Source organism: Mucilaginibacter calamicampi (genome assembly GCF_042676765.1).
GTDB lineage: Bacteria > Bacteroidota > Bacteroidia > Sphingobacteriales > Sphingobacteriaceae > Mucilaginibacter > Mucilaginibacter calamicampi.
The window spans coordinates 1-21157 of record NZ_JBHTHU010000021.1; the positions used below are offsets into that span (position 1 = coordinate 1).

Here is a 21157-nt window from a genome sequence, read left to right on the forward strand (position 1 = left end):
AACGTAACGTAGCCGCGGCGCATTTCGTTTTGCAGCGCAAAGGCTCCGTGCGGCAAAGAAGCCTCTCTGCTGACTTGATTTTTGGTTCTTTTTATCAAGAAAAAGAACAAAGGCCTCCGCGGCCATAGCGGGGCAAGACTGTGGAAGGGCCTGAACACAACGTTAACCCCTTCCCGCCATCGCACTACCCCGCCGCACCCTTCCCCAAGGAAGGAGTTCTAAGCTGCATTATGTTTTGAAGGGCTAAGGCTGCGGGCCTTTAATGTCGTTTAGTGCTTCAGTCAATCACCCACCTATCGTGTAGAGATTGCTTCGCTCCCGCTCGCAAAGACGATAGTTGTGGATTTGAAAAGGGTTAAAAGCAAAATGGGGCTTGCGCCCCATTTATCAGGAAAAAATCATCCTCAATAATAAAAACGTCATTCTCTTTCGCTCCACCGCATAACCTCCCCTGCTCTATCGAAATGACAACAAGGGTTTACCCAAACTCACGTTATTTAAACAAAAGCGGAGCCATCACCAGCAAACTGCGGCGCCATGTTTGAAACTCGTGCGCTGTTGCGTTTGAAATGTAGGTGGCAACATTATATCCGGCGGCCTTTAAGTCGGTTTCGGCTTTTGGAATTGTTTTTGATCTGTCTTCTTTACTGCCTGCGCTAATAAATAAAAACTTAGGTTTCATTTTGCCTTTCAGGTCGGCAGGGGCATATTCGCCACCGCTTAATAATCCCCAGTAAGCAAATACTTCGGGGTTGGCTAATGTTATTTCTTTTGTTTCGCGACCACCCATTGACAGGCCCGCCATTGCACGACCATTTCTGGTGGCTATGGTACGGAAGTTAGCATCAACATACGGAACCAACTCCTTTAGTAAAACGGTTTTAAATGTATCAACTGCAAACTGCCTGACCCCATTAACGCGTACAGATCTGTTTGTCATGCCGTAGGTCATCACAATTATAAATGGCTTTACTTTTTTTGCCGCTATCATGTTATCCATAATTAGGTTGGCATGGCCCTGGTTGCTCCAGGCGGTCTCATCCTCGCCCCAGCCATGTTGCAGGTACAGAACAGGGTATTTAACGGCACTTTTATCATAACCGGGAGGGGTGTAAACAAACGCGCGACGTGGTTCGCCTGTGCTTGGCGACGGGAAAAGAACCTGTTGCACTTTGCCATGCGGCACGTTTTTAAGTGCGTAAAAATCCTGGTCGTGGGCGGGTATTTCAATGCCGCTTTCCCATCTAACAGAACCATAAAAATTTAAAGTACCCGGATCATTAAATACGCCGCCATCGGTTATCAGGTGATAATAGTGAAATCCCTCATCCATAGGGCCGGCTGTTGTGCCTGTAAAATAGCCATCGGCACCTTTTTTCAATACTGTTCCGCCTTGTCCACCCAGCCCCAATGTTACGCGCATGCTATCAGCCTTTGGCGCAAAAATGCGAAACCTGGCATACCCCTGCGAGTTAACCTGCGGATATTGCGATAATGGTTGGTTGTAGGTGGATGGCTTAAAATCTTCTTTAATAGCCTGAGCGTTGCTAATGCCACTGATTAGGATGGCCATTAAAACAACAGCTAAAAATTTTACTTTCATTTTTTAATTTATTTAGGTTTTTAATTGGTTTTGCAGGATAAATTATGGGTGACAGGCGAAATTATGAACTGCCTTTGGTTAAGATAAATGCATCATCTTATGGTAAATATATAAATGTTTTAAAGACACTTAATTATATGTTTACTAATTATTTTGTTATTGAATATTGCGGCTGGGTTTGGTTTACAACAACCTAATGCCATTAACTACTACCACAAACAAATATGGCGATGTGTTGACTAACAATGTCGCTTGGTAAGGCCTTTACGCGCTAGGCTTTCCCCGCTCAATTGCCGCGGAGGCTGTTACTTTTGGCTTGATCCAAAAGTAACCAAAAGATCAAGCCAAGCTGATCGCTCCCACCACACCATGCCAGACTCCCGGCCGCGCACCTTGGCAGGCCTTTGCGCTTCTTTTGATTGGCGGCACTTGTTAACAAAACGAAATCCGTCAGCAGATCAGCTTCGGGCGAAAACGAAATGCGCATGAGGGGCTGTGCGCAGGCAAAGGCATCAGGAACGTTGCGGTTGCAGGTTGACGAAGCGGCAGGCTATGACGCCGCAACGTAACGTAGCCGTGGCGCATTTCGTTTTGCGGGGGTAAAGGCCATGTGCGCAAAGAAGCCTCTCTACTGACTTGACTTTTGGTTCTTTTTGTCAAGAAAAAGAACGAAGGCCTCCGCGGCCATGGCGGAGAAAGCCAAGCGTGAAATGCCTCACGCAACGGAAGTAATGCTGATATGTTGTTGTTTTAGTGCTTCTTTCAATCACCCACCTGTCGTGTAGAGATTGCTTCGCTCCCGCTCGCAAAGACGACATCTGTAGATCGGCCATAGCGTGTGCATGAGCCTAACGGTTTAGTTCGCCTCAATTATTTTAACCGCCTCCTCCAACAACTCATCCTTACCTGCTTTAACGCCTGCAATGGTTGGTTTAAGCGGCTTGTCAATTTTAACACCAACGCGCTGGCTTTCGGTGCCGTCAGGATACAAAATACCGATGCCTGATATGGCAGTCCTCAAGTCGCCGGGCAGTGTTATGTATGATACGTTTCCGTCGGCACCGGCGGTGGTACTGCCTATAACGGTTACATTGGTTGAGCTTTGAAAAGCCATGGTGGTATACTCGGCATTGCTTTGGCTGGTCTCATTAACAATAACTACTACTTTACCTTTATAAGCGTTAGCAGGGGGCCTTATGCCAAGCGATTGGTCAAAGGCAAAGTAGCCGGGCTTTTCAAGGCTTGGGCGGGTAAATTTTACAAAAGACGCTTTGCCTTGCTTTATGTACTCGGTAAAGCTGAAAGACATCTCATCCGCCGGGTAACACCGCATATCCACTATAATGCCTTTGGTATTGGCAAACAGTTTTTTAATGGCGGGCAGGGTTTTATTACTGTACCGCGCAGGATAAACATAGCCTATATCTTTGTTCAGCAAGTAATAGCCCGGCGAGTTGGGGGCAGGCGTATTAATTGCTGCAAAGTCAACGTAATTGTATTTAACAGCGTCAATACTAACCTTGTGCAGTTCATTGCTGCTTAATATGTCAAACTTAAAAACAGGCTTTTGGCTACGTAGCAAATAGTCTAAAGGCATGTCGCGCATTAGCGCTGCCTGGTTAGAGGCAGATGTCAAAGGCGAATATTTTTTGATCAGATCTTCAACCGGCACGCCGTTTATAGCTTTGATAATATCGCCCTTTTTAACCTGATTTTTTACAACAGTAGAGTCTTTATGGTAGCCGGTTATTACCAGTTGGTTTTCAATAAAGCTGGCTTTAAAAGGAGGTGCATAAGCGCCAACGTAATTATCAATTATTTTATTGCTGGGTAAAAATCCGTGGGTATCATGTATACGGCTAATAAGTTCTATCACGGTTAGCGCATAGCTTTCCGCATCGGTGTTTGCTATAAATTTCGGAATAAACTCGGGCAAAACTTTGTCCCAATCGCCTATGAGATGACGGTTTGGAAAAAAGTATTGTATCATATTCCAATACCGGTACAAGCTTAGCAGGCGATAGCCTGCGTCGGGGTAAGCTTTGTCGGGATAGGTCTTTTCATGCTCAAAAATTGGATTGCCAACGTTAGGAGTTAATCTTACATAATAACTTTTGGTGATCTTAGTATTTAAAATATTGGTAAGCTTGGCCCTAAAGGCGGGAGTAAGTACGCCATCGTCAAAAATATTCCCGTAATCAGGGCATAGCTTGGCATCCTTAAAATGGTAGGGTTTACAGTTGCTACACGCCGCCACGGCTCCAAATTTATCAAACCATTGCTCTAACAAATTGCTCAAAGTTGACGCGTCTTTTGCACTAATTACTGCCGGCATCACCCTGAATAGTTCGGCATCCATATTGGCATTACCGTCGGCAACCTCTGGGTGATGATATTTAACAAAGCCCCATACTTGTGCTAAAACAGCCAGGTTTTTGGTTGTTTGTGGGGTGATATTTACACTGTTTATGCCCGAACTACTGTTAAACGCCGTATCTGCCAGGGGCTTAGCTAACGGAATTTTTGAGGTATCTGCTTGCTCAATTGGTTTGCCATCTATAAATAACCTAACGTTATCAAACCACATTTTACCTTTTCCGGCTAATATTGCGCCAGCTCTTACATAAGTAACCAGTTTTTCCTGATAGGGTATTTTTATACGATACTCTTTCCAGGCGGTAGTACCCTTAATTCCGTTAGGCCCTTGCATGCTAACCGAATAATCTTTTCCGGCGGCAAGCCAAAAGCCCGCGCTTTCTGCATTTTCTGTTTTTAGGTAGCCGCGCAGTTCTATGTTACTGCCTTCAAACCGTTTTGCAATGTTAAAGCCCAGGCTGGCATAGCTTGCCTCATTTCCTGTTTGGCTTATCATAACAGCATATTTGCCATGTTGCTTTTCCACGCTGTCAAGGGTAACACTATAACCGGCCGGTATAACCACAGCGGATGGGTGCGTCCATCCTACCGGAAGCTTTCGCGAATTATCTATCTTTTCCAGGTCGCCGTTAATGTCAACCTGTGCCTGGGCATAATTAATAAACAGAGATAAAAATATAACTGTGAGGAGTGAATGTATAGGTTTCATAATATTATTGGTGCGAACGCGGCTAAGATACCGCAAAAAAAAACCGGCAATTTTTTTTAACATCTTTTAACGTGGCTGGGTCACGTATCTTACCTCCACGCCAATTGCCAAATCACCAATAACACCCACCGTTAAAACGGTATTTCTACGTGTTCATCAAAAAAATGTACCCTTTGTTTCAAAATCGCAATTTTTTAGAACACATTTTTTAAAATATACGCTTGTTCTATTGCATAAATGTTTAGTACCTTAATCGCTGTTACTATACCCAATGAGAATATACCATTTAAGTGCCGAATGCTATCCTGTTGCCAAAGTTGGCGGCCTTGCCGATGTGGTGGGCGCGTTGCCCAAATACCAGGTAAGGGCCGGTTTAGACGCCGCTGTTGTGCTGCCTTTTTACAACCGCAAATTTGTGCAGGAAAACCTGTTCGATCTGGTTTTTCAAAGCGCTACCCTGCTGGGCACACGCAGATTGTATTTTGAGGTTTGGAAAGAGCGTAACAACGTATTGGGTTTTGAGCTGTTTTTAATTAAGATACCGGGATTGATAGACCGCGAGGAAGTTTATTGTTATCCGGACGAGAACGAGCAGTTTATTGCCTACCAGCTGTCTTTTTTAGACTGGATAAGCTACACCGGGCAATCGCCTGATATTATCCATTGTCATGATCATCATTCGGGTCTGGTGCCTTTTCTGTTAAAATATTCATCGCTGTATAAGCGTTTGGCCAAAACGCCTACGGTGTTCACTATCCATAACGGGCAGTATCACGGCGCTTTCGGTTGGGACAAGGTAAGCTACCTGCCCGAGATAGACCTGACAAAAGCCGGCCTGCTGGATTGGAGCGGCGGCATTAATCCGCTGGCTTCGGCTGTGCGCTGTTGCGCAAAATATACTACTGTATCGCCAAGTTACCTGCTGGAACTGGAGGTAAGCTCAAACGGCCTGGAGCAACTTTTTAAAATGGAAAAGGCGCGGGGTATAGGCATAGTAAATGGAATTGATACCGAGGTTTGGGACCCTGCTACCGACACCATGCTGAAAGGCAACTACAATACCGCTACGGCAGCTACAGGCAAAGAGGCCAATAAACAGGCTATTTGCGATCGTTTTAACCTGGAGCCTGACCGGCCTCTGATATCGTTTATTGGCCGTTTGGTTTATGAAAAAGGTGCTGATGTACTGGCGCAAGCCATTGCCGATAGTTTGAAAACGCTTAGCGGCCAGGTAAACTTTGTATTATTAGGTGCAGGCGAGGCTGAAACCGAACATGCCTTGCAGGAGTTAAAGGAGCAATTCCCGGATGATTGTAACGTATTTATAGGATATAATGAGGAACTGGCGCACCTGGTGTATGCCGGATCAGACTTCTTGCTGATGCCATCGCGCGTGGAGCCTTGCGGACTAAACCAGCTTTATGCTTTGCGCTACGGCACAATGCCCATGGTACGCAGTACCGGTGGCTTGAAGGATACCGTTATTGATTTTGGCGATAAGGGCGGCTACGGTATACGGTACGATCAAACCAGCGTGGCGGATATTGAATACGCCATAAGCCGGGCATTGGTATTATATAAAAACAACAAACAATTACAGCAATTACGTAAACGCATGATGGAGCTTGATTTTTCGTGGGATGTATCTGCAAAGCAATATATTGATCTGTATAAAAGCTTAATCACAACAACAACTTTATAAAACTGTATATATATGACATCAAACGTAATTTGCATCGTGTTAGGCGGGGGGCAGGGCAGTCGGCTTTCGCCGCTAACGGCATCGCGCTCAAAACCTGCCGTACCTATTGCCGGTAAGTACCGGTTGGTTGATATTCCCATATCAAACTGTCTTCACTCGGGCATAACGCGTATTTATGTATTAACGCAGTTTAACTCGGCATCGCTTAACAAGCATATAAAAAACACGTACCACTTTAGCAGTTTCAGCGAGGCTTTTGTTGATATTCTGGCAGCAGAGCAAACCCCTATGAGCGGTGGCTGGTACCAGGGCACTGCTGACGCGGTGAGGCAAAGCCTGCACCATTTGGCTGTGCATGAGTTTGATTATGTGCTGATCCTTTCGGGCGACCAGCTATACCAGATGGATTTTGAGGATATGATTGCAAAGCACGTCGAGTCGCATGCAGAAATTTCTATCGCAACCATCCCTGTACATGCCAATGATGTGCCCGGCTTTGGTATACTTAAAACCGATGATAACAGCTTTATAACCGAGTTTGTTGAGAAGCCCAAAAGTAATTTTGAAAAGCTGGCATCTGATGTAAGCGAGGAGATGAAAGAGCAGGGCCGCAACTACCTGGCATCAATGGGTATCTACCTGTTTAACCGTAAGTTGTTGTTTGATACTTTGCAAAGTAATGAGCATCCTGATTTTGGTAAGGAGATCATCCCGGCGGCTATCCATAAAAATAAGGTGCTTAGCTATCAGTACGAAGGTTATTGGACAGATATTGGTACCATCCCGTCGTTTTTTGATGCCAACCTGGGGCTTACTGATGATTTGCCGCAGTTTAACCTGTTTGATAAGAACTACATATTTACCCGCGCACGCATGCTGCCGCCATCAAAGATATCAGGCACGCATATGGAGAAAGTTATAATTGCCGATGGCTGCATAGTAAATGCCAGCCATATTAAACGTTCGGTAATTGGTATACGTACGCGTATTGGCTATGAAACGGATATTGAGAACTGTTATGTGATGGGTAGCGATAACTATCAAACGCTTGACCAGATAGACGAGGCAATAGCCAACAACGAGCCGATTATGGGCATTGGCGACAGGTGCAAAATTAAGAACGCCATTATTGATAAGAACACCTATATAGGCAACGATGTATGCATTAACTGCGGCGAACCCCTTAAAAATGGCGATTACGGTACGTATACTGTTCAAGATGGAATTGTAGTTGTTAAAAAACGCGCCGTTATTCCGCACGGAACGGTGATATAGATACATAAAAGGGTAGGTGTCATCCTGAGCTTGTCGAAGGACGTGCGTAAAGGCCTTCCGCGCTATGGTTCGACAGGCTCACCATGACATCCTTTTAAGTACGGTTCGATCCGAAACCATTTGTTAAAAATGTTAAATTACTTGCTTGTTCGTAAAAAGCATTTTAATTTAGATCAACCATTCATAATTATGAAAAAGATCGTCATCACATTGGTAGTATTAGGTTGCGCATTTGTTGCAAAAGCACAGCTGGCCCCGGGGCCGTTACTTAAACAACAGCTTTTCAGAACAGATAGTTTGGGTGCAAAGCCTGTTACAAAGATCAACGTTATTGGCAACCGCAATATTGACAATATGCCAATTGCTAATATGCCGGGAAGATCAAACATGCCTGTGATGCAAACCGATGAAACTGCATATAATATGCCTGTAGCCGGAATGCAACAGCCACAAATTTATACTATGAAAAAGCCGGGTACTAATCCTGAGGTATTACCATTTTTCGATGGAAAGGCACCGGTATTTTATGAGTTTAAAAAATACCCTGATACTCCACCGTTACCACCGGCAGATACTAAAAAGCCATAACGCATTATCAAACCTGCTCGTTCATCATTTTAACTTCGGCGCTAACCTGTACAGGCGGTTTTTCTGTATCTGTTCCGTTAACATTTGGGTTGTTTTTTACGGCCTCGCGCTGGTTAACTACCTGCTCAAATACTTCTTCGTATTTAGGGTGATTGGTTTTCATCCAGCGATCCCATAAATTAAAATATAGACCGAAGTTATATTTAACATGCTTGTGGTGCATGTTATGGTGCGTGGCGCTATTGTGCCAGTTGGCGGCTTTATTTTTAGCAAAGCTTTTCGGGAAAAACTCGTAACCCATGTGGCCCATTATATTCATCACCAAAGCGTACCCTGAAAATATGGTGAGCGCCATGTAATGATAAGGCACAATAAAAACAATAACCGGCACTATGCCCACCTCAACCAGAGCCTCAACCGGGTGGAATGCATAGGCCGAGAAAGGCGTGGGGTTTAACGACATATGGTGCACTACATGCACCCGCTTAAACAGGGGTTTCCAATGCAGCAGCCTATGCGTCCAGTAAAAATAGGCGTCGTGTATCAGTATCATCAAAAACACGCTGAACACAAAATATCCGTAGCCGTACTTATCAATAGGACGGTATATAAGGGTCAGATCTTCAGCGCTTGCCCACATCACCAATACTATTACTACACTAAAAATGATGGAGGTAGAGATGGAATATTTTATTTCGCGCGATATGTCTTTTCTTGATGGAAAGCGTTGCTGGATCTTAAGGTAAAGGTATTGCGCTTTTTTCCATACATAAAACACCATGAACAGCCCGCCGGCTATCAGCATAAAATGCAGGGTAAGCAAAATTGGCGGTGCCAGCGCAAGCCACCATTTGTATATTGAGTTAAATAGCTCCATGTAAAGGCTGCAAAGGTACAAAAACTATACCTGCATTTAATTAACGCTTAACTATTGTAATTATGGCGATAGGTTTAAATTTAGTTGTTTCCACCTGGTGGATGGTGCGATTCCCTCCCCCCCCCGGGGCGGGTATCAATGTCGTTAAGGTAAGAAACTGCGCTAGGAATTAAAGGTCGGTAGAAAAAACAGAAGTAGAGAAGCGTGCCGTAGGTACGCAACTCAAGCATGCAGCATTGTGTGGCCGCTTATTTCTACCGGCCTTTTGCGTCTATAACGCATTTATTCTTCTACAAATTCCTTAAATAACGATATTGGGGGTAAGGTGGGACTTAGCAGCTTTGTTAAACCCCTTCCCGCCATTTCACAGCCTTCCGCACCCTTCCCCAAGGAAGGAGTTTTGATGGCAATCCATATTTCTATGCCTTTAAACTAAAAATCCTTATTAAGCAGCTTTTCCAACTCGACAAAGCTGATGTTCATTTTTACGCGGCCCTGTTTAGCGTAGGATATTTCGCCGGTTTCTTCGGATACAATGATGGCTGTAGCTTCATTAGCCTCGGTAACGCCTATACCTGCACGGTGGCGCAGACCAAATTGCGCAGGCAGATCCTGCTTATCTGTAAGCGGCAAAATACAACTGGCAGATTTTATTTTATTATCAGCAATTACCACCGCGCCATCATGCAGCGGACTGTTTTTTTGAAAGATGCTTTCCAGCAATCGCTTTGATATTTTGGCCTCCATCAGCTCGCAGCTGTTTTGGTAAAACTGTTCGTCGTAATATTTGGCGAAAACGATAAGCGCGCCGGTGCGGGTCTGTTTAAAGCTTTTGCAGGCATCAATAATAGGCTTAATGCGGGCATAATTGTTTTTTTCGGCTTCGGCTTTGCCAAAAAAGTACTGCCACCAGGCTTTATTGCGTTGCAACGATGCATTTTTACCCGCCAGCAGCAAAAACCTCCGGATCTCCTGCTGAAAAACAACAACAATTATTACAATGCCGCCGCTGGTAAAATACCCCAATATGCGCGATAACAGCTGCATGTGCAGCTTATCAACCACAAAGCTTAAAGCATATAAAATAAGCAGGCCCACTAATATGTTGGCGGCTATTGTGCCCCTTATCAGGTTATAAATGTGATAGATAATAAATGCTACCAGCAACACATCAACCACGTCAATAAACGATGGCATAAACGAAGAAAGATCGCGTAACTGCATTTTACTAAGTTAGTGTTTTAAACTTAAAACGTTTTGAGCCGGCGGTATTTTAGCTTTGCTTTACGCCGGTTTGTTTTTTGGGAAATACCAGCGATGCCACTACACTTATGGTAAGAATGCCTAAAATAATAAGTAAGGAATTAAATGTGGTTAGGCCTATCTGCTCGGCATAGTGCGAGGCCAGCATTTTTAAGCCGATAAAAGCCAGCAGCGCCGCCAGGCCTACCTTTAGATAATGGAACTTCTCGATGATGTTTACCAGCAAAAAGAACATGGAACGTAAGCCCAATATGGCAAAGATGTTAGAGAAGAAAACGATGTAAGGATCTTTTGTTATGGAGAATATCGCCGGGATAGAATCAACGGCAAAAATAAGGTCGGTGGTTTCAATGATGAGCAGCACCAGGAACAGGGGTGTGATCATTTTCCTGCCATCTATTTTTACAAAAAACTTATTGCCCTCAAAATGGGGGTGGATGGATAGAAACCTTGATGCAAATTTAACCACCGGATGATGCTCGGGGTCAATCTTTTCCTCCTTATTGCGGTTAACAAACATGCTGATGCCGGTGTAAACCAAAAACGCCCCGAACACATATAATATCCAATGGAAGCGTTCAATGAGCGCTGCACCCAAAAAGATAAACAGAAAACGCATCACAATAGCGCCAATAATGCCCCATAATAAAACGGTATGGTAGTTTTTTGGCGCCACACCAAAGGCGGTGAAAATAAGCACCATTACAAAAATATTGTCTACCGATAAGGCGTATTCTACCACATAACCCGTAAGAAACTCCAGTCCGAGTGTTTTACGGTAAGCTTGCAGGCTGGTAATAAGGTTATGATTATCAATGGCGAGGCGATGGAAATGCTTTTCATTGACTTCCCGTAGCCTGGCCAGGGTATCAACATCATGCAGTAAATGGCCAAAGTTTAAAATAAGCAGATAAAAAGCCAGTGCAAGTGTTACCCAAACCCCGCTCATAATGCCGGCCTGCTTTAAACTTACCGGTTTATTGGCCTTGCCAAACAAGCCAAGGTCAATAGCCATCATTACGCCGATGAAGATTATAAAGCCGGCAATAAAAAGAAGTTCTGTAGGCATTATTTTTTCCGTTCAGTAGTGAATCGCACCAGTTGCTCAAGGCCCCGCCTGGAGTCGTTATCCGGAAATGTATGTAATATAGAAAAAGCTTCGTCCTGGTATTTTTTCATCTGGCTTTCGGCATATTGCAGCCCGCCGCGCTGGTTTACAAATGCCACAATCGCCGCTATCTTTTCCGGATCATCATTATGGTTTTTTACCAGGTTGATCATCTTTTTTTTCTCTGCGCTATCGCAGTTATTTAAAGCATAGATAAGTGGCAGGGTAACCTTTTTCTCTTTAATATCAATTCCAACGGGTTTACCCACATCATCTGTGCCAAAATCAAACATATCGTCTTTGATCTGGAAAGCGATGCCTACCTTTTCGCCAAACAGTCGCATCTTTTCAACCGTCCCGGCATCGGCACCTGCGGACGATGCCCCGCACGCGCAGCACGAAGCAATTAACGAGGCTGTTTTTTGCCGAATAACTTCATAGTATACCTCTTCGCCTATGTCCATACGGCGCACTTTTTCTATCTGCAGCAACTCGCCCTCGCTCATTTGGCGCACCGCTTCCGATACGATCTTGAGCAAAGCAAAATCATTATGCTCAACCGATAGCAGCAGGCCTTTTGACAGCAGGAAATCGCCAACCAAAACGGCTATTTTATTTTTCCATAATGCGTTGATAGAGAAAAAGCCACGGCGCTGATAGGAGTTATCCACCACATCATCATGCACCAGCGATGCCGTATGCAGCAGCTCAACCAGGGCGGCCCCGCGGTGGGTTGCATCAGATATATTGCCGCAAATACCGGCCGAAAAAAACACGAACATGGGCCGTATCTGTTTGCCTTTGCGTTTTACTATGTAGTGGGTAATGCGGTCTAACAGCGGTACCGAGCTTTGCATAGAGGCCTTGAACCGTTCTTCAAAAACGTCAATATCAGCGGCAATAGGTTTTTTTATGTCGTTGATGCTCAGCATGGTTAATAGGTAGTATCTTATATGCTATATGGCTGTTATGCCGGGAACAAACATAAGGTAAAAAACGCTATTTCTGTTTATTGACACATGTTTTTAAACAGGGCATAGTTCCGGCTAATTATACAGCCACCCGGGCCGGATTTAAATCCATTATATTTTATCGCTTTGTTTAACTTAGCGCACTCCAAAAAAGAGTATTATGAGTCAACTTCCTCCGTGCCCTGTATGTAATTCGGCTTACGCTTATGAAATGAATAATATGCTTGCATGCCCCGAATGTGGGCATGAGTGGGCCGTTGTTGTTGATGTTGACGCGCCCGGTGGTTTAGTTGTTAAAGATGTTAACGGCAACGTGCTTACAGACGGGGATAGTGTTGTTACTATTAAAACCCTTCCGGTAAAAGGATCATCACAAAGTATAAAGGCAGGAACCAAAGTAAAAAACATCCGCCTGGTTGAAGGCGACCATAATATAGATTGCAGGATAGATGGCTTCGGCGCTATGGCATTAAAATCTGAATTTGTGAAAAAGGCTTGATGCGCCGGTTCGGCTCCCGGTATCTTCTGTTTTCAGGCTGGTATATTTTGTATAATGATTGGAATATACTGCTTAATATTTTTTCGGGCTATATGCTTAAAAAATAATTAATTTGGTCAACCAATTTTATTCAAAAACCAGTAATGAAATGAGAAAAAATCTACTCTTACTCTCGCTATTATTTATATCAATAACGGGCTTTGCGCAAACAAAGCCCGGCATGAAACTGTGGTACAAAACCCCGGCCGGTAAAGTCTGGGAAAACGCCATGCCTATTGGAAATGGCAGGCAGGGAGCCATGATATATGGCAACCCCGAAAAAGAAACCATCCAGCTTAATGAGCATACCGTTTGGAGCGGCGGCCCCAACCGTAATGACAACCCAATGGCTTTAGATTCATTGGCGCTGATACGGAAGTTAATATTTGAGGGAAAAAGAAAAGACGCGGAGAAATTAGCAGGAAAAGCCATTATCACCAAAAAGTCGCACGGACAAAAATTTGAGCCGGTAGGAAGCCTTCAGCTAACTTTTGACGGGCATGATAAAGCTTCCAACTATTACAGGGAGCTTGACCTGGAAAAGGCGGTAACAAAAACATCATATACCGTTGATGATGTAACCTATACCCGTGAAGCGTTTGCATCATTCCCGGACCGCGTGGTGGTAATGCGCTTAACAGCAAGTAAGCCGGGCAAGCTGTCTTTTAACGCCGGTTTTACCACCGTTCAGAAAAGGGCGACCATTAAAACAACCGCTGCTAAAGAGCTGACTATTTTTGGAGTTACCTCTGACCATGAAACGGTAAAAGGCATGGTGAACTATAAAGGTATTGTGCGGATGAAACTGGAGGGCGGCAATCTGGCTGCTACAGATACTTCACTTGCGGTAAAAAACGCTAACGCAGTAACCATCTACATTTCTATTGCTACTAACTTTAATAATTACCATGATGTTAGCGGCGATCAGAATAAAAGAGCCGCCGACTATCTGGACAAAGCTTACGCGAAGTCTTTTGCAGCTATGTTGCCTGCTCACATAGCAGCTTATCAAAAATATTTTAACAGGGTAAAACTTAATTTAGGAACTGCTGATGCAGCTACCGCGGCCCTGCCTACAGATGAAAGGTTGAAAAACTTTAACACAACCAATGATCAGTCTTTCGCAGCGCTTTATTACCAGTTTGGGCGTTATTTATTGATCTCATCTTCTCAACCGGGTGGACAAGCAGCTAACCTGCAAGGTATCTGGAATGATAAGATCAATGCCTCATGGGATAGCAAGTACACTGTTAATATTAACGCGGAAATGAATTACTGGCCCGCGGAGAAAGCTAACCTGCCCGAAATGCATTTACCGTTTATAGATATGGTAAAAGACATGTCTATAGCCGGCCAGCAAACCGCTAAAGATATGTATGGTGTACGTGGTTGGGTTGCTCATCATAACACAGACATTTGGCGGGCTACTGGCGCAATTGACGGCGCTACCTATGGCTTATGGAACGGAACAGGCGGCTGGACCAGTCAGCACCTTTGGGAGCATTATTTATACAGTGGTGATAAAGCCTATCTGGCTTCTATCTACCCGGTAATGAAAGGCGCGGCAACTTTTTATGTTGATTATTTGGTTGAGCATCCGGTATATCATTGGCTGGTAGTTGCGCCTGATGAGTCGCCCGAGAATCCATCAAAGCAACACCAGAACTCTGCTGTTGATGCCGGTGTAACCATGACCAACCAGATAGTTTTTGAGTTACTAAGCTCTACTATAAAAGCTGCTGAGGTTTTGAAAAAGGATGCCAAGTTTATTGACACTTTAAAGGCGATAAGAAAACGCCTTCCGCCTATGCATATTGGCCAATACGGCCAGTTACAGGAGTGGTTGGATGATGTGGATGATCCGAAAGACACCCACCGCCACATTTCGCACTTATATGGCTTGTTCCCGTCTAATCAGATCTCGCCTTTACGCACGCCACAACTGGCCAGCGCAGCTAAAACTACGTTAACCCATCGCGGCGACGTATCAACAGGCTGGAGCATGGGCTGGAAAGTGAACTGGTGGGCACGTATGCTTGATGGTAACCACGCTTATAAGTTAATCCAAAATCAGCTTACACCTGTTGGTTCTGGCGGGCGCGGAAGCGGTGGTACCTATAACAATCTTTTTGATGCTCACCCACCGTTCCAGATAGACGGCAACTTTGGCTGTACATCAGGTATTACAGAAATGTTGATGCAAAGCGAAAATGGCGAAGTTCATTTACTTCCTGCACTTCCGGATGTTTGGCAAAGCGGCAGCGTAAGCGGCCTGCGTGCTATGGGCGGTTTCCAGATTGTTAGTGTGGAATGGAAAGATGGAAAACTGGCAAAAGCGGTTATCAAATCTACCTTAGGCGGTAACTTAAGATTACGCGCGCCTAACGCCATTAAAGTGGCCGCCGGAGCACCTTTAAAGAAAGCGACAGGCAAAAATACCAACGCGTTTTTCCAGGTTGAAGACACGCCTACAGCTATCATATCAGAAAAAGCAACTTTAACCCCATTAACGCTGAAAGAAACAATCGTTTATGATCTGCCGACAACTGCAGGTAAAACCTATACGGTGGTAGCGCAATAATTGCTTATCAGAATAATTATAACAAAGAAGCCTGCATTTTTTAAATGCAGGCTTCTTTGTTATACGGCTATTGATGCGTGTAATATATTAAGGCTTATCCCGCGCCATAAACCTGTTCTTTCCGAGCAGGAAGCCAATTGCCAGTTGTATGTTCTTTGCCCGGCTTTCGCTTGTCTTTAGTGAAGCAATGTAACGTATGATCTCTTTTCTGCGGGAGGGTGGGAGGCTATTAAATACCGCTTCAGCTTCCTTGTTCCGGCTCAGCGCTTCCGTCAGATCAGGATGAGGGTAGAGCGTCCGGTCGCGTTTATCAATATCAATGGATACCTCTAAAATCTCGCCTATCCTTTTTGGGGAATGCGATAACATAGTAGTGTTGATGTATAAGCGCCATTCACCCTCATAACGCAACAGCGTCTGCTCAAATGGTTTTCCATTTACTAGTCCGCATACCGGGATATGCCCCATATCTTTTCCGGCCTCGGTAAACAAAGCCAGCAGAATGTCTTGCGGAACAAAGACGAAAGGGTTTATCCCTATGATATCTAAGCGGGCTTTAAACGTTGCCATAAACTGCAATATACAGCTTGAGCGGCATTACTTATAAATGAATGCAACCGTTTTATTTGCTTTTAGGCTGCTAATGCTTTCGCTGGTATATTCAATGGTGTATTTGCCGGGCTTGCTTAACGCATAGCCTTTTAATATATCAACCTTAGCCGTCAGGCTGTCTTTTGCATTAAGGGTAATGTAAGCATCGGCAGGGGGCGGCATCATTCTTTTGGCCATGGCACCTTTATACTCAACTTCCTGACCCTGCTCATCCTTTATATCCAGGTATTTGCTTAACAAAGGTTCAAAAGGTGTTTGCCATTTCAGGAATTTTTTAGCGCTATCGGTTGGGTTGTATACGGTAAACTTTAAAAGTACTGAGTCGCCGGTGCGGATGGTATCATTAATGGACATTGCGGCGTACATGTTTTTTTCGGTGGTAGTATCCCCGGTGGTTACCTGTGTGTCATCAACCTTGTTGTTTTGTGTACTGCATGATGTAATTTCAAATATTAGAAGAGCAATCGGCAGATAAAATATTTTTTTCATAAACGGGTATGTTATTTACGGGTATAGACAAGCAAATGTGGTTAAAGTTTTAACGCTGTACAAACACCCGGCCCAAACAGCCATCTGTTGGGCGTTTGCGTTCAACCCCAATTATCCGGGCGTTAATAGCGAAATCAAATTTTTATCGCAATATTTACAAAGCCTGTAAACCATACATGCTTATAAACAAACTAAAACCATTAATGAAATCGCTTTCTATCCTCCTGCTGCTCTGTATTTCATTTTCAGCTTTTCCGGCAGATCATAACATACTTGCGTACGGCGCTAAGGCAGATGGTAAAACCATCAGCACCAAAGCCATACAAGCGGCTGTTAATAAATGCAGTGCCGAGCATGGCGGGCGGGTTATTGTGCCGGCAGGTGTGTTTATGTCGGGCACCATTGTGCTTAAAAACGATGTGGAGCTGTACCTGGCAGAGGGCGCCGAAATAAAAGGCAGTGCGAACAATAAAGATTACCCTCAGCCCCAATCGGCCGACGGCAAAAAAGCTACCTGGGCATTAATAGTAGCGCTTGATGTTCATCACATCGCCATAACCGGGCGTGGAACCATTAACGGCAATGGCGCTGCCCCGGCCTTTCAATTAGGCGATGATACCGCGCCCGGCTATACCGGTATCCGGCCCAATATCATCACCATGGTAAACTGTAAGGACATAGAGATATTGAATATCCGTCTGCGCAATTCGCCGCATTGGATGCAAACCTACTTTCGTTGCGAGAACCTGCACATTAAAGGTATACACATATATAACCACGCCAACCTGAATAATGACGGTATTGATATTGACAGTAAAAACGTGCTGATAGAAGATTGTGTTATTGACTCGGACGATGATGGTATTTGCCTTAAAAGCGATGACGATACGGTTCCTTGCGAAAACGTTACTATTCGTAACTGCATCATCGCTTCTAATTGTGGCGCTATAAAGTTTGGCACCAGCTCGCACAGCGGGTTCAGAAATGTAAATATCAGTAACATAACTATCCATAAAGCATCGCAGGACCTGTTCAGACACTGGCAACAGAAAGTTCAGTTTGTTGACCAGCCTATAACGGCTATAGCCGGGATCTCTATTGAAAATGTTGATGGCGGTAAAACCGATAATATTACAATCGACAATGTTTTTATGGAGGATGTGCAAACGCCAATTTTTATTAAACTGGGTAACCGGGGTGCCACAAAAAGCAAGGATCCTGCCTCGTTCAATCCGGGTCATTTGCGTAACGTTACCATCAGCAACGTTACCGCGGTTAGCCATAGTAAAATTACCTCCAGCATAACCGGCTTCCCGGGTTTTGATGTAGAGAATGTGATCTTAAAAAATATCAGGATCACTACACCCGGCAAGGGCACAGCTGCCGAAGCAGAGGCCCCACTCCCGGAAAATGAAACCGCCTACCCCGAAGCCCGTATGTTTGGCGTTACGCTGCCTTCAAGCGGTTTGTACGTGCGCCATGCTAAAGGTATCGTATTGCAAAACATCACCCTGCAAACCCTGAATGTTGATGCCCGGCCTCAGATTATTATGGATGATGTAAAAGACGCGCAAATAAGTTTGCTGAATATTGAACAAACCCAAATTAGCAACGCTGTTATTAACCTCGTAAACAGTAAAAATATATTGTGGCTTAACCCTAATGTTATCCCGTCTTCGCACCCCTTATTAACTGTTGATGGTGCAAAAAGCAGTGGCATAACTGTTACCGGACTAAAAAGATCAGCCGGTAAAGTAAAGGTATCAGCTACCGTGCCTGATGGTGCTGTTAGTGTTGATTAACAAAGGCCACACATGCCTAAACATACTTGTCGGTTATCTAATAAACGTTATTGAATAGACTTGGGTTTAAAGCCAGGCCATTAAATCAAAGTATAAAAAGAAAATGTCATCTCGAACGCAGTGAGAGATCCATCCACAAGCCTGTCCTGTGGCTCAACTGTGTATAGATTTCTCGCTATCGCTCAAAATGACAACCTCCTTAATTAAGACATTGTAGGTGTGAACTCCGGAACGGGTTTTTCTTCAGTAAAATTTAGCCGTTATAAACTCGCGTCAAATTCAACTATCCATTCAATGCCGTACTTGTCTCTAAACATTCCGGCATAAGTTCCCCAGGGGCTATCGCCTATAGGGCCTTCAACTTCTCCTCCTGCAGATAATCCGTTAAATATTTGGTCGGCTTCTTCCTGGCTTTCGGCGCTAACAACTATTTTAGACCTGTTTTCATTTTCGCTTACCCGGCCCATAAACTCAGGCACATCATTAGCCATTAACACATTGTGTTTACCAAGTGGTAAGGCAATGGTCATTATTTTATCGGCTTCGTTTTCGGGTACTTTAAAATCATCACTTGCCAGGTCTTTAAACCGCACTATCCTGGTAAACTCGCCGCCAAAAACTGATCTGTAAAAAGTGAATGCTTCTTCGGCATTGCCGTTAAAGTTGATCCAGGGATTAATTGTTCTCATGGTTTTATTTTTAAGTTTTTTATAATTTCTATGATAAAGTGCTTAGCAGATCTTCCAGGTTTTTTAAAGTTATGGTGAAGCCAATTTTGAAACCTTCCAGTAATTTCTCCAACCGCTCAAACGATTCATTATAAATAACAATGTGCACTTTGGTTATACCATTTTGCTCGGTGAAATTATAATCCCATTCAGAACCCGGCAGCTCCCGGTTTTCGTCTTTATCAGCAAACGCGTTGTACATTTTAAAATTGGTTTTCGGCGTAATGGATGTAAACTCCTGCACAGACCAACGCTCCTGCCCGTCGGGGCTTATCATCGCGTAAAATCTACGTCCGCCTACCTCAAAGTTCATGTACTTTGTTTTGGCGCGCATGGGCGCGGGTGCTCCCCATTGGTCCAATAGCTCGGCTTTGGTAAAGGCATCCCATACTAAAGATTGGCTGGCATTAAACTCCCGGGTTATATAAACCGTCTTCGCGGTTTTGTCAACGTTAAAATCAAATAGCAAATCGTTACTCATTATTCTGTTCTTTAATTGTCGTTAATAATTGGTCAAGCTGGTTAAATTGAGTTTCCCAGCCTTGCCTGAATTGGGCTAACCAGTGGTCAAACTCCTGCATTTTTTTCGCGTTAAAGTGATAATAGATCTCCCTGCCGCTATGCTCAGGTTTGATCAATTCGCATTCGTGCAATACTTTAATATGTTTTGATACGGCCTGGCGCGTCATATCAAATTTTTCTGCCATTGCATTTGGCGTTAATGCCTGTATAGCTATTAAGGTTAAAATGGCCCGGCGTGTAGGGTCGGCTATGGCTTGAAATATATCTTGTTTCATTTTACTCAATTAAAATACGCAACCTGCGAGTTGCAAATATATATGCAACTTTTGAGTTGCGCAAATTTATTTTGAGTTTTTTTATCTATTGGCGGGAAACGCAAATAGTAGATATTTCAAAAAGAAATAGCCTGCTAAAACATCGCTTTAACAGGCTATTACCATAATGGGAGAAATCCAGTAACTATTTCAGCACAACCCTCGTAGCGCCATAACCAAATTTTTCTTTCTGGGCATCCATAAAGGTTTGCACTTTGGGGTGCTTGCTTAATATTTTCTGCAACTCGTGCCGTAAAGTGCCGTTGCCAGCGCCGTGAATAAAAATAACATCGGGCAGTTGGTGTACAATGGCTGCATCTAATGATTTGTTAAAATGGGCCAGTTGGATCTTGAGTATCTCGGTGCTGTTAAAAAGCTGGTGATCATCCCGCAGTTTTTCTACGTGCAGGTCAATCTCGCGGGCGGGTTTTGTTAGCGTGATCTTTTCTTCGGCTGATTGGAAAAAGCTTTCTTTTAACTTTTCTGCATCAATAACTAACTCCGGTTCGTCCAAACGCAGCTGCCATCCTTGTTGATTGATTATCGGCAGATTTTTCTTACTTCCTGAAAAATCTTTGGCTTTAAATTTCTCTGTAAATGTTAATGGTGCAGGCGCTTCAACATTCTGACCGGTATAATACAAAATATTGATCACCACCTTTGGCCAGATCTGCAGATCGGCCAGTTGCGCCGAGTAAACCTTTGCCGAACTGTTTGGGCCTATAATGCCCGCATATTCGCCTTTAAAGCCCTGTTTTTCGGTAGCCAGCGTTGCTAATAACTGAAAAGAGGTATCATTGATGAGGTGAAAATGAACTACCGAATTGGCCTTCGCATCAGGAACAACGCCCAGGTAAACGCCCTTGGTTTTAAATTCAGCCGCCAGTATTGGCGATTTATCACCCGGGTTAATGATTTCTGTACCCGGCGCTTTGTAACCATGTACCAGTGTAACCTTAGCAGCAGGCACAGGTATTTCAAAATCATCCTCTACGGTTACGCCAATCATTTGCTCGTCTATAATCCGGGTTATAAAACCCTCCAGTTTCTCGTCAACAAAGCGTACAAAATCTCCTAATTTATATTTCATGGTGTTGTT

Annotated in this window: 19 protein-coding genes; 7 read left to right on the plus strand and 12 right to left on the minus strand. The window is 44.1% G+C overall.

Going from position 1 to position 21157, the window contains the following annotated elements:
* Window positions 1-493 precede the first annotated feature (493 nt).
* Window positions 494-1603, minus strand: coding sequence for an alpha/beta hydrolase-fold protein (locus ACFQZS_RS15715; RefSeq protein ID WP_377101882.1), 1110 nt, complete (start codon window positions 1601-1603; stop codon window positions 494-496).
* Window positions 1604-2022: 419 nt separating this feature from the next.
* Here ACFQZS_RS15715 and ACFQZS_RS15720 point away from each other — a divergent pair, with 419 nt between their 5' ends.
* Window positions 2023-2172, plus strand: coding sequence for a hypothetical protein (locus tag ACFQZS_RS15720; RefSeq protein ID WP_377101883.1), 150 nt, complete (start codon window positions 2023-2025; stop codon window positions 2170-2172).
* A gap of 287 nt (window positions 2173-2459) precedes the next feature.
* On the opposite strand, the gene ACFQZS_RS15725 is transcribed toward ACFQZS_RS15720, so the two are convergent.
* Window positions 2460-4688 carry a S41 family peptidase gene (locus tag ACFQZS_RS15725; RefSeq protein ID WP_377101884.1) on the minus strand — a complete coding sequence of 743 codons (2229 nt, stop codon included), beginning with the start codon at window positions 4686-4688 and terminating at the stop codon, window positions 2460-2462.
* Between the two features lie 271 nt (window positions 4689-4959).
* Between ACFQZS_RS15725 and ACFQZS_RS15730 the strand changes: the two genes are divergently transcribed.
* The 3 genes from ACFQZS_RS15730 (at window position 4960) to ACFQZS_RS15740 (ending at window position 8253) form a co-directional block, all read left to right on the plus strand.
* Entirely contained in the window at window positions 4960-6390 is a 1431-nt protein-coding gene (locus ACFQZS_RS15730) for a glycogen synthase (protein ID WP_377101885.1), read from the plus strand.
* A gap of 12 nt (window positions 6391-6402) precedes the next feature.
* On the plus strand, window positions 6403-7665 hold the full coding sequence (locus tag ACFQZS_RS15735) for a glucose-1-phosphate adenylyltransferase (RefSeq protein WP_377101886.1): 1263 nt from the start codon (window positions 6403-6405) through the stop codon (window positions 7663-7665).
* Window positions 7666-7854: 189 nt separating this feature from the next.
* On the plus strand, window positions 7855-8253 hold the full coding sequence (locus tag ACFQZS_RS15740; protein ID WP_377101887.1) for a hypothetical protein: 399 nt from the start codon (window positions 7855-7857) through the stop codon (window positions 8251-8253).
* A 7-nt stretch (window positions 8254-8260) separates the two neighbouring features.
* On the opposite strand, the gene ACFQZS_RS15745 is transcribed toward ACFQZS_RS15740, so the two are convergent.
* The 4 genes from ACFQZS_RS15745 to ACFQZS_RS15760 form a co-directional block, all read right to left on the minus strand.
* On the minus strand, window positions 8261-9130 hold the full coding sequence (locus ACFQZS_RS15745; RefSeq protein ID WP_377101888.1) for a sterol desaturase family protein: 870 nt from the start codon (window positions 9128-9130) through the stop codon (window positions 8261-8263).
* Window positions 9131-9562: 432 nt separating this feature from the next.
* Window positions 9563-10354, minus strand: a complete 792-nt coding sequence (cdaA, locus tag ACFQZS_RS15750) for a diadenylate cyclase CdaA (RefSeq protein ID WP_377101889.1) — start codon at window positions 10352-10354, stop codon at window positions 9563-9565.
* A 49-nt stretch (window positions 10355-10403) separates the two neighbouring features.
* Window positions 10404-11462 carry a TerC/Alx family metal homeostasis membrane protein gene (locus ACFQZS_RS15755; protein WP_377101890.1) on the minus strand — a complete coding sequence of 353 codons (1059 nt, stop codon included), beginning with the start codon at window positions 11460-11462 and terminating at the stop codon, window positions 10404-10406.
* Window positions 11462-12433, minus strand: a complete 972-nt coding sequence (locus tag ACFQZS_RS15760; protein WP_377101891.1) for a polyprenyl synthetase family protein — start codon at window positions 12431-12433, stop codon at window positions 11462-11464. Before ACFQZS_RS15760 ends, ACFQZS_RS15755 begins: the two co-directional genes overlap by 1 nt.
* 199 nt (window positions 12434-12632) lie before the next feature.
* Between ACFQZS_RS15760 and ACFQZS_RS15765 the strand changes: the two genes are divergently transcribed.
* Window positions 12633-12971, plus strand: coding sequence for a zinc ribbon domain-containing protein YjdM (locus ACFQZS_RS15765; RefSeq protein WP_377101892.1), 339 nt, complete (start codon window positions 12633-12635; stop codon window positions 12969-12971).
* A 148-nt stretch (window positions 12972-13119) separates the two neighbouring features.
* Complete coding sequence (locus ACFQZS_RS15770; RefSeq protein ID WP_377101893.1) at window positions 13120-15591, plus strand: glycoside hydrolase family 95 protein; 2472 nt, start codon at window positions 13120-13122, stop codon at window positions 15589-15591.
* Window positions 15592-15678: 87 nt separating this feature from the next.
* Here ACFQZS_RS15770 and ACFQZS_RS15775 read toward each other — a convergent pair whose 3' ends face one another.
* Complete coding sequence (locus ACFQZS_RS15775) at window positions 15679-16161, minus strand: YdeI/OmpD-associated family protein (protein ID WP_377101894.1); 483 nt, start codon at window positions 16159-16161, stop codon at window positions 15679-15681.
* A 27-nt stretch (window positions 16162-16188) separates the two neighbouring features.
* Window positions 16189-16692 carry a protease gene (locus tag ACFQZS_RS15780; protein ID WP_377101895.1) on the minus strand — a complete coding sequence of 168 codons (504 nt, stop codon included), beginning with the start codon at window positions 16690-16692 and terminating at the stop codon, window positions 16189-16191.
* A 203-nt stretch (window positions 16693-16895) separates the two neighbouring features.
* Here ACFQZS_RS15780 and ACFQZS_RS15785 point away from each other — a divergent pair, with 203 nt between their 5' ends.
* Entirely contained in the window at window positions 16896-18494 is a 1599-nt protein-coding gene (locus ACFQZS_RS15785; RefSeq protein ID WP_377101896.1) for a glycoside hydrolase family 28 protein, read from the plus strand.
* A gap of 260 nt (window positions 18495-18754) precedes the next feature.
* Here ACFQZS_RS15785 and ACFQZS_RS15790 read toward each other — a convergent pair whose 3' ends face one another.
* From ACFQZS_RS15790 to ACFQZS_RS15805, 4 genes are all read right to left on the minus strand, one after another.
* Window positions 18755-19183: a VOC family protein gene (locus tag ACFQZS_RS15790; RefSeq protein ID WP_377101897.1), complete on the minus strand. Its 429-nt coding sequence runs from the start codon at window positions 19181-19183 to the stop codon at window positions 18755-18757.
* A 28-nt stretch (window positions 19184-19211) separates the two neighbouring features.
* Window positions 19212-19703: an SRPBCC family protein gene (locus tag ACFQZS_RS15795; RefSeq protein ID WP_377101898.1), complete on the minus strand. Its 492-nt coding sequence runs from the start codon at window positions 19701-19703 to the stop codon at window positions 19212-19214.
* Window positions 19696-20019 carry an ArsR/SmtB family transcription factor gene (locus tag ACFQZS_RS15800; protein WP_377101899.1) on the minus strand — a complete coding sequence of 108 codons (324 nt, stop codon included), beginning with the start codon at window positions 20017-20019 and terminating at the stop codon, window positions 19696-19698. Before ACFQZS_RS15800 ends, ACFQZS_RS15795 begins: the two co-directional genes overlap by 8 nt.
* A 184-nt stretch (window positions 20020-20203) precedes the next feature.
* Window positions 20204-21148 carry a Smr/MutS family protein gene (locus ACFQZS_RS15805; RefSeq protein WP_377101900.1) on the minus strand — a complete coding sequence of 315 codons (945 nt, stop codon included), beginning with the start codon at window positions 21146-21148 and terminating at the stop codon, window positions 20204-20206.
* Window positions 21149-21157 lie beyond the last annotated feature (9 nt).

Bases quoted from the DNA above. Each gene is read 5' to 3' on its own strand.
- ACFQZS_RS15780 (WP_377101895.1), bottom strand. From the start codon at position 16,692: ATGAAAAAAATATTTTATCTGCCGATTGCTCTTCTAATATTTGAAATT.
- ACFQZS_RS15790 (WP_377101897.1), bottom strand. From the start codon at position 19,183: ATGAGAACAATTAATCCCTGGATCAACTTTAACGGCAATGCCGAAGAA.
- ACFQZS_RS15760 (WP_377101891.1), bottom strand. From the start codon at position 12,433: ATGCTGAGCATCAACGACATAAAAAAACCTATTGCCGCTGATATTGAC.
- ACFQZS_RS15785 (WP_377101896.1), top strand. From the start codon at position 16,896: ATGAAATCGCTTTCTATCCTCCTGCTGCTCTGTATTTCATTTTCAGCT.
- ACFQZS_RS15715 (WP_377101882.1), bottom strand. From the start codon at position 1,603: ATGAAAGTAAAATTTTTAGCTGTTGTTTTAATGGCCATCCTAATCAGT.
- ACFQZS_RS15770 (WP_377101893.1), top strand. From the start codon at position 13,120: ATGAGAAAAAATCTACTCTTACTCTCGCTATTATTTATATCAATAACG.
- ACFQZS_RS15805 (WP_377101900.1), bottom strand. From the start codon at position 21,148: ATGAAATATAAATTAGGAGATTTTGTACGCTTTGTTGACGAGAAACTG.
- ACFQZS_RS15740 (WP_377101887.1), top strand. From the start codon at position 7,855: ATGAAAAAGATCGTCATCACATTGGTAGTATTAGGTTGCGCATTTGTT.
- cdaA (WP_377101889.1), bottom strand. From the start codon at position 10,354: ATGCAGTTACGCGATCTTTCTTCGTTTATGCCATCGTTTATTGACGTG.
- ACFQZS_RS15745 (WP_377101888.1), bottom strand. From the start codon at position 9,130: ATGGAGCTATTTAACTCAATATACAAATGGTGGCTTGCGCTGGCACCG.
- ACFQZS_RS15730 (WP_377101885.1), top strand. From the start codon at position 4,960: ATGAGAATATACCATTTAAGTGCCGAATGCTATCCTGTTGCCAAAGTT.
- ACFQZS_RS15735 (WP_377101886.1), top strand. From the start codon at position 6,403: ATGACATCAAACGTAATTTGCATCGTGTTAGGCGGGGGGCAGGGCAGT.
- ACFQZS_RS15775 (WP_377101894.1), bottom strand. From the start codon at position 16,161: ATGGCAACGTTTAAAGCCCGCTTAGATATCATAGGGATAAACCCTTTC.
- ACFQZS_RS15725 (WP_377101884.1), bottom strand. From the start codon at position 4,688: ATGAAACCTATACATTCACTCCTCACAGTTATATTTTTATCTCTGTTT.
- ACFQZS_RS15755 (WP_377101890.1), bottom strand. From the start codon at position 11,462: ATGCCTACAGAACTTCTTTTTATTGCCGGCTTTATAATCTTCATCGGC.
- ACFQZS_RS15795 (WP_377101898.1), bottom strand. From the start codon at position 19,703: ATGAGTAACGATTTGCTATTTGATTTTAACGTTGACAAAACCGCGAAG.
- ACFQZS_RS15765 (WP_377101892.1), top strand. From the start codon at position 12,633: ATGAGTCAACTTCCTCCGTGCCCTGTATGTAATTCGGCTTACGCTTAT.
- ACFQZS_RS15800 (WP_377101899.1), bottom strand. From the start codon at position 20,019: ATGAAACAAGATATATTTCAAGCCATAGCCGACCCTACACGCCGGGCC.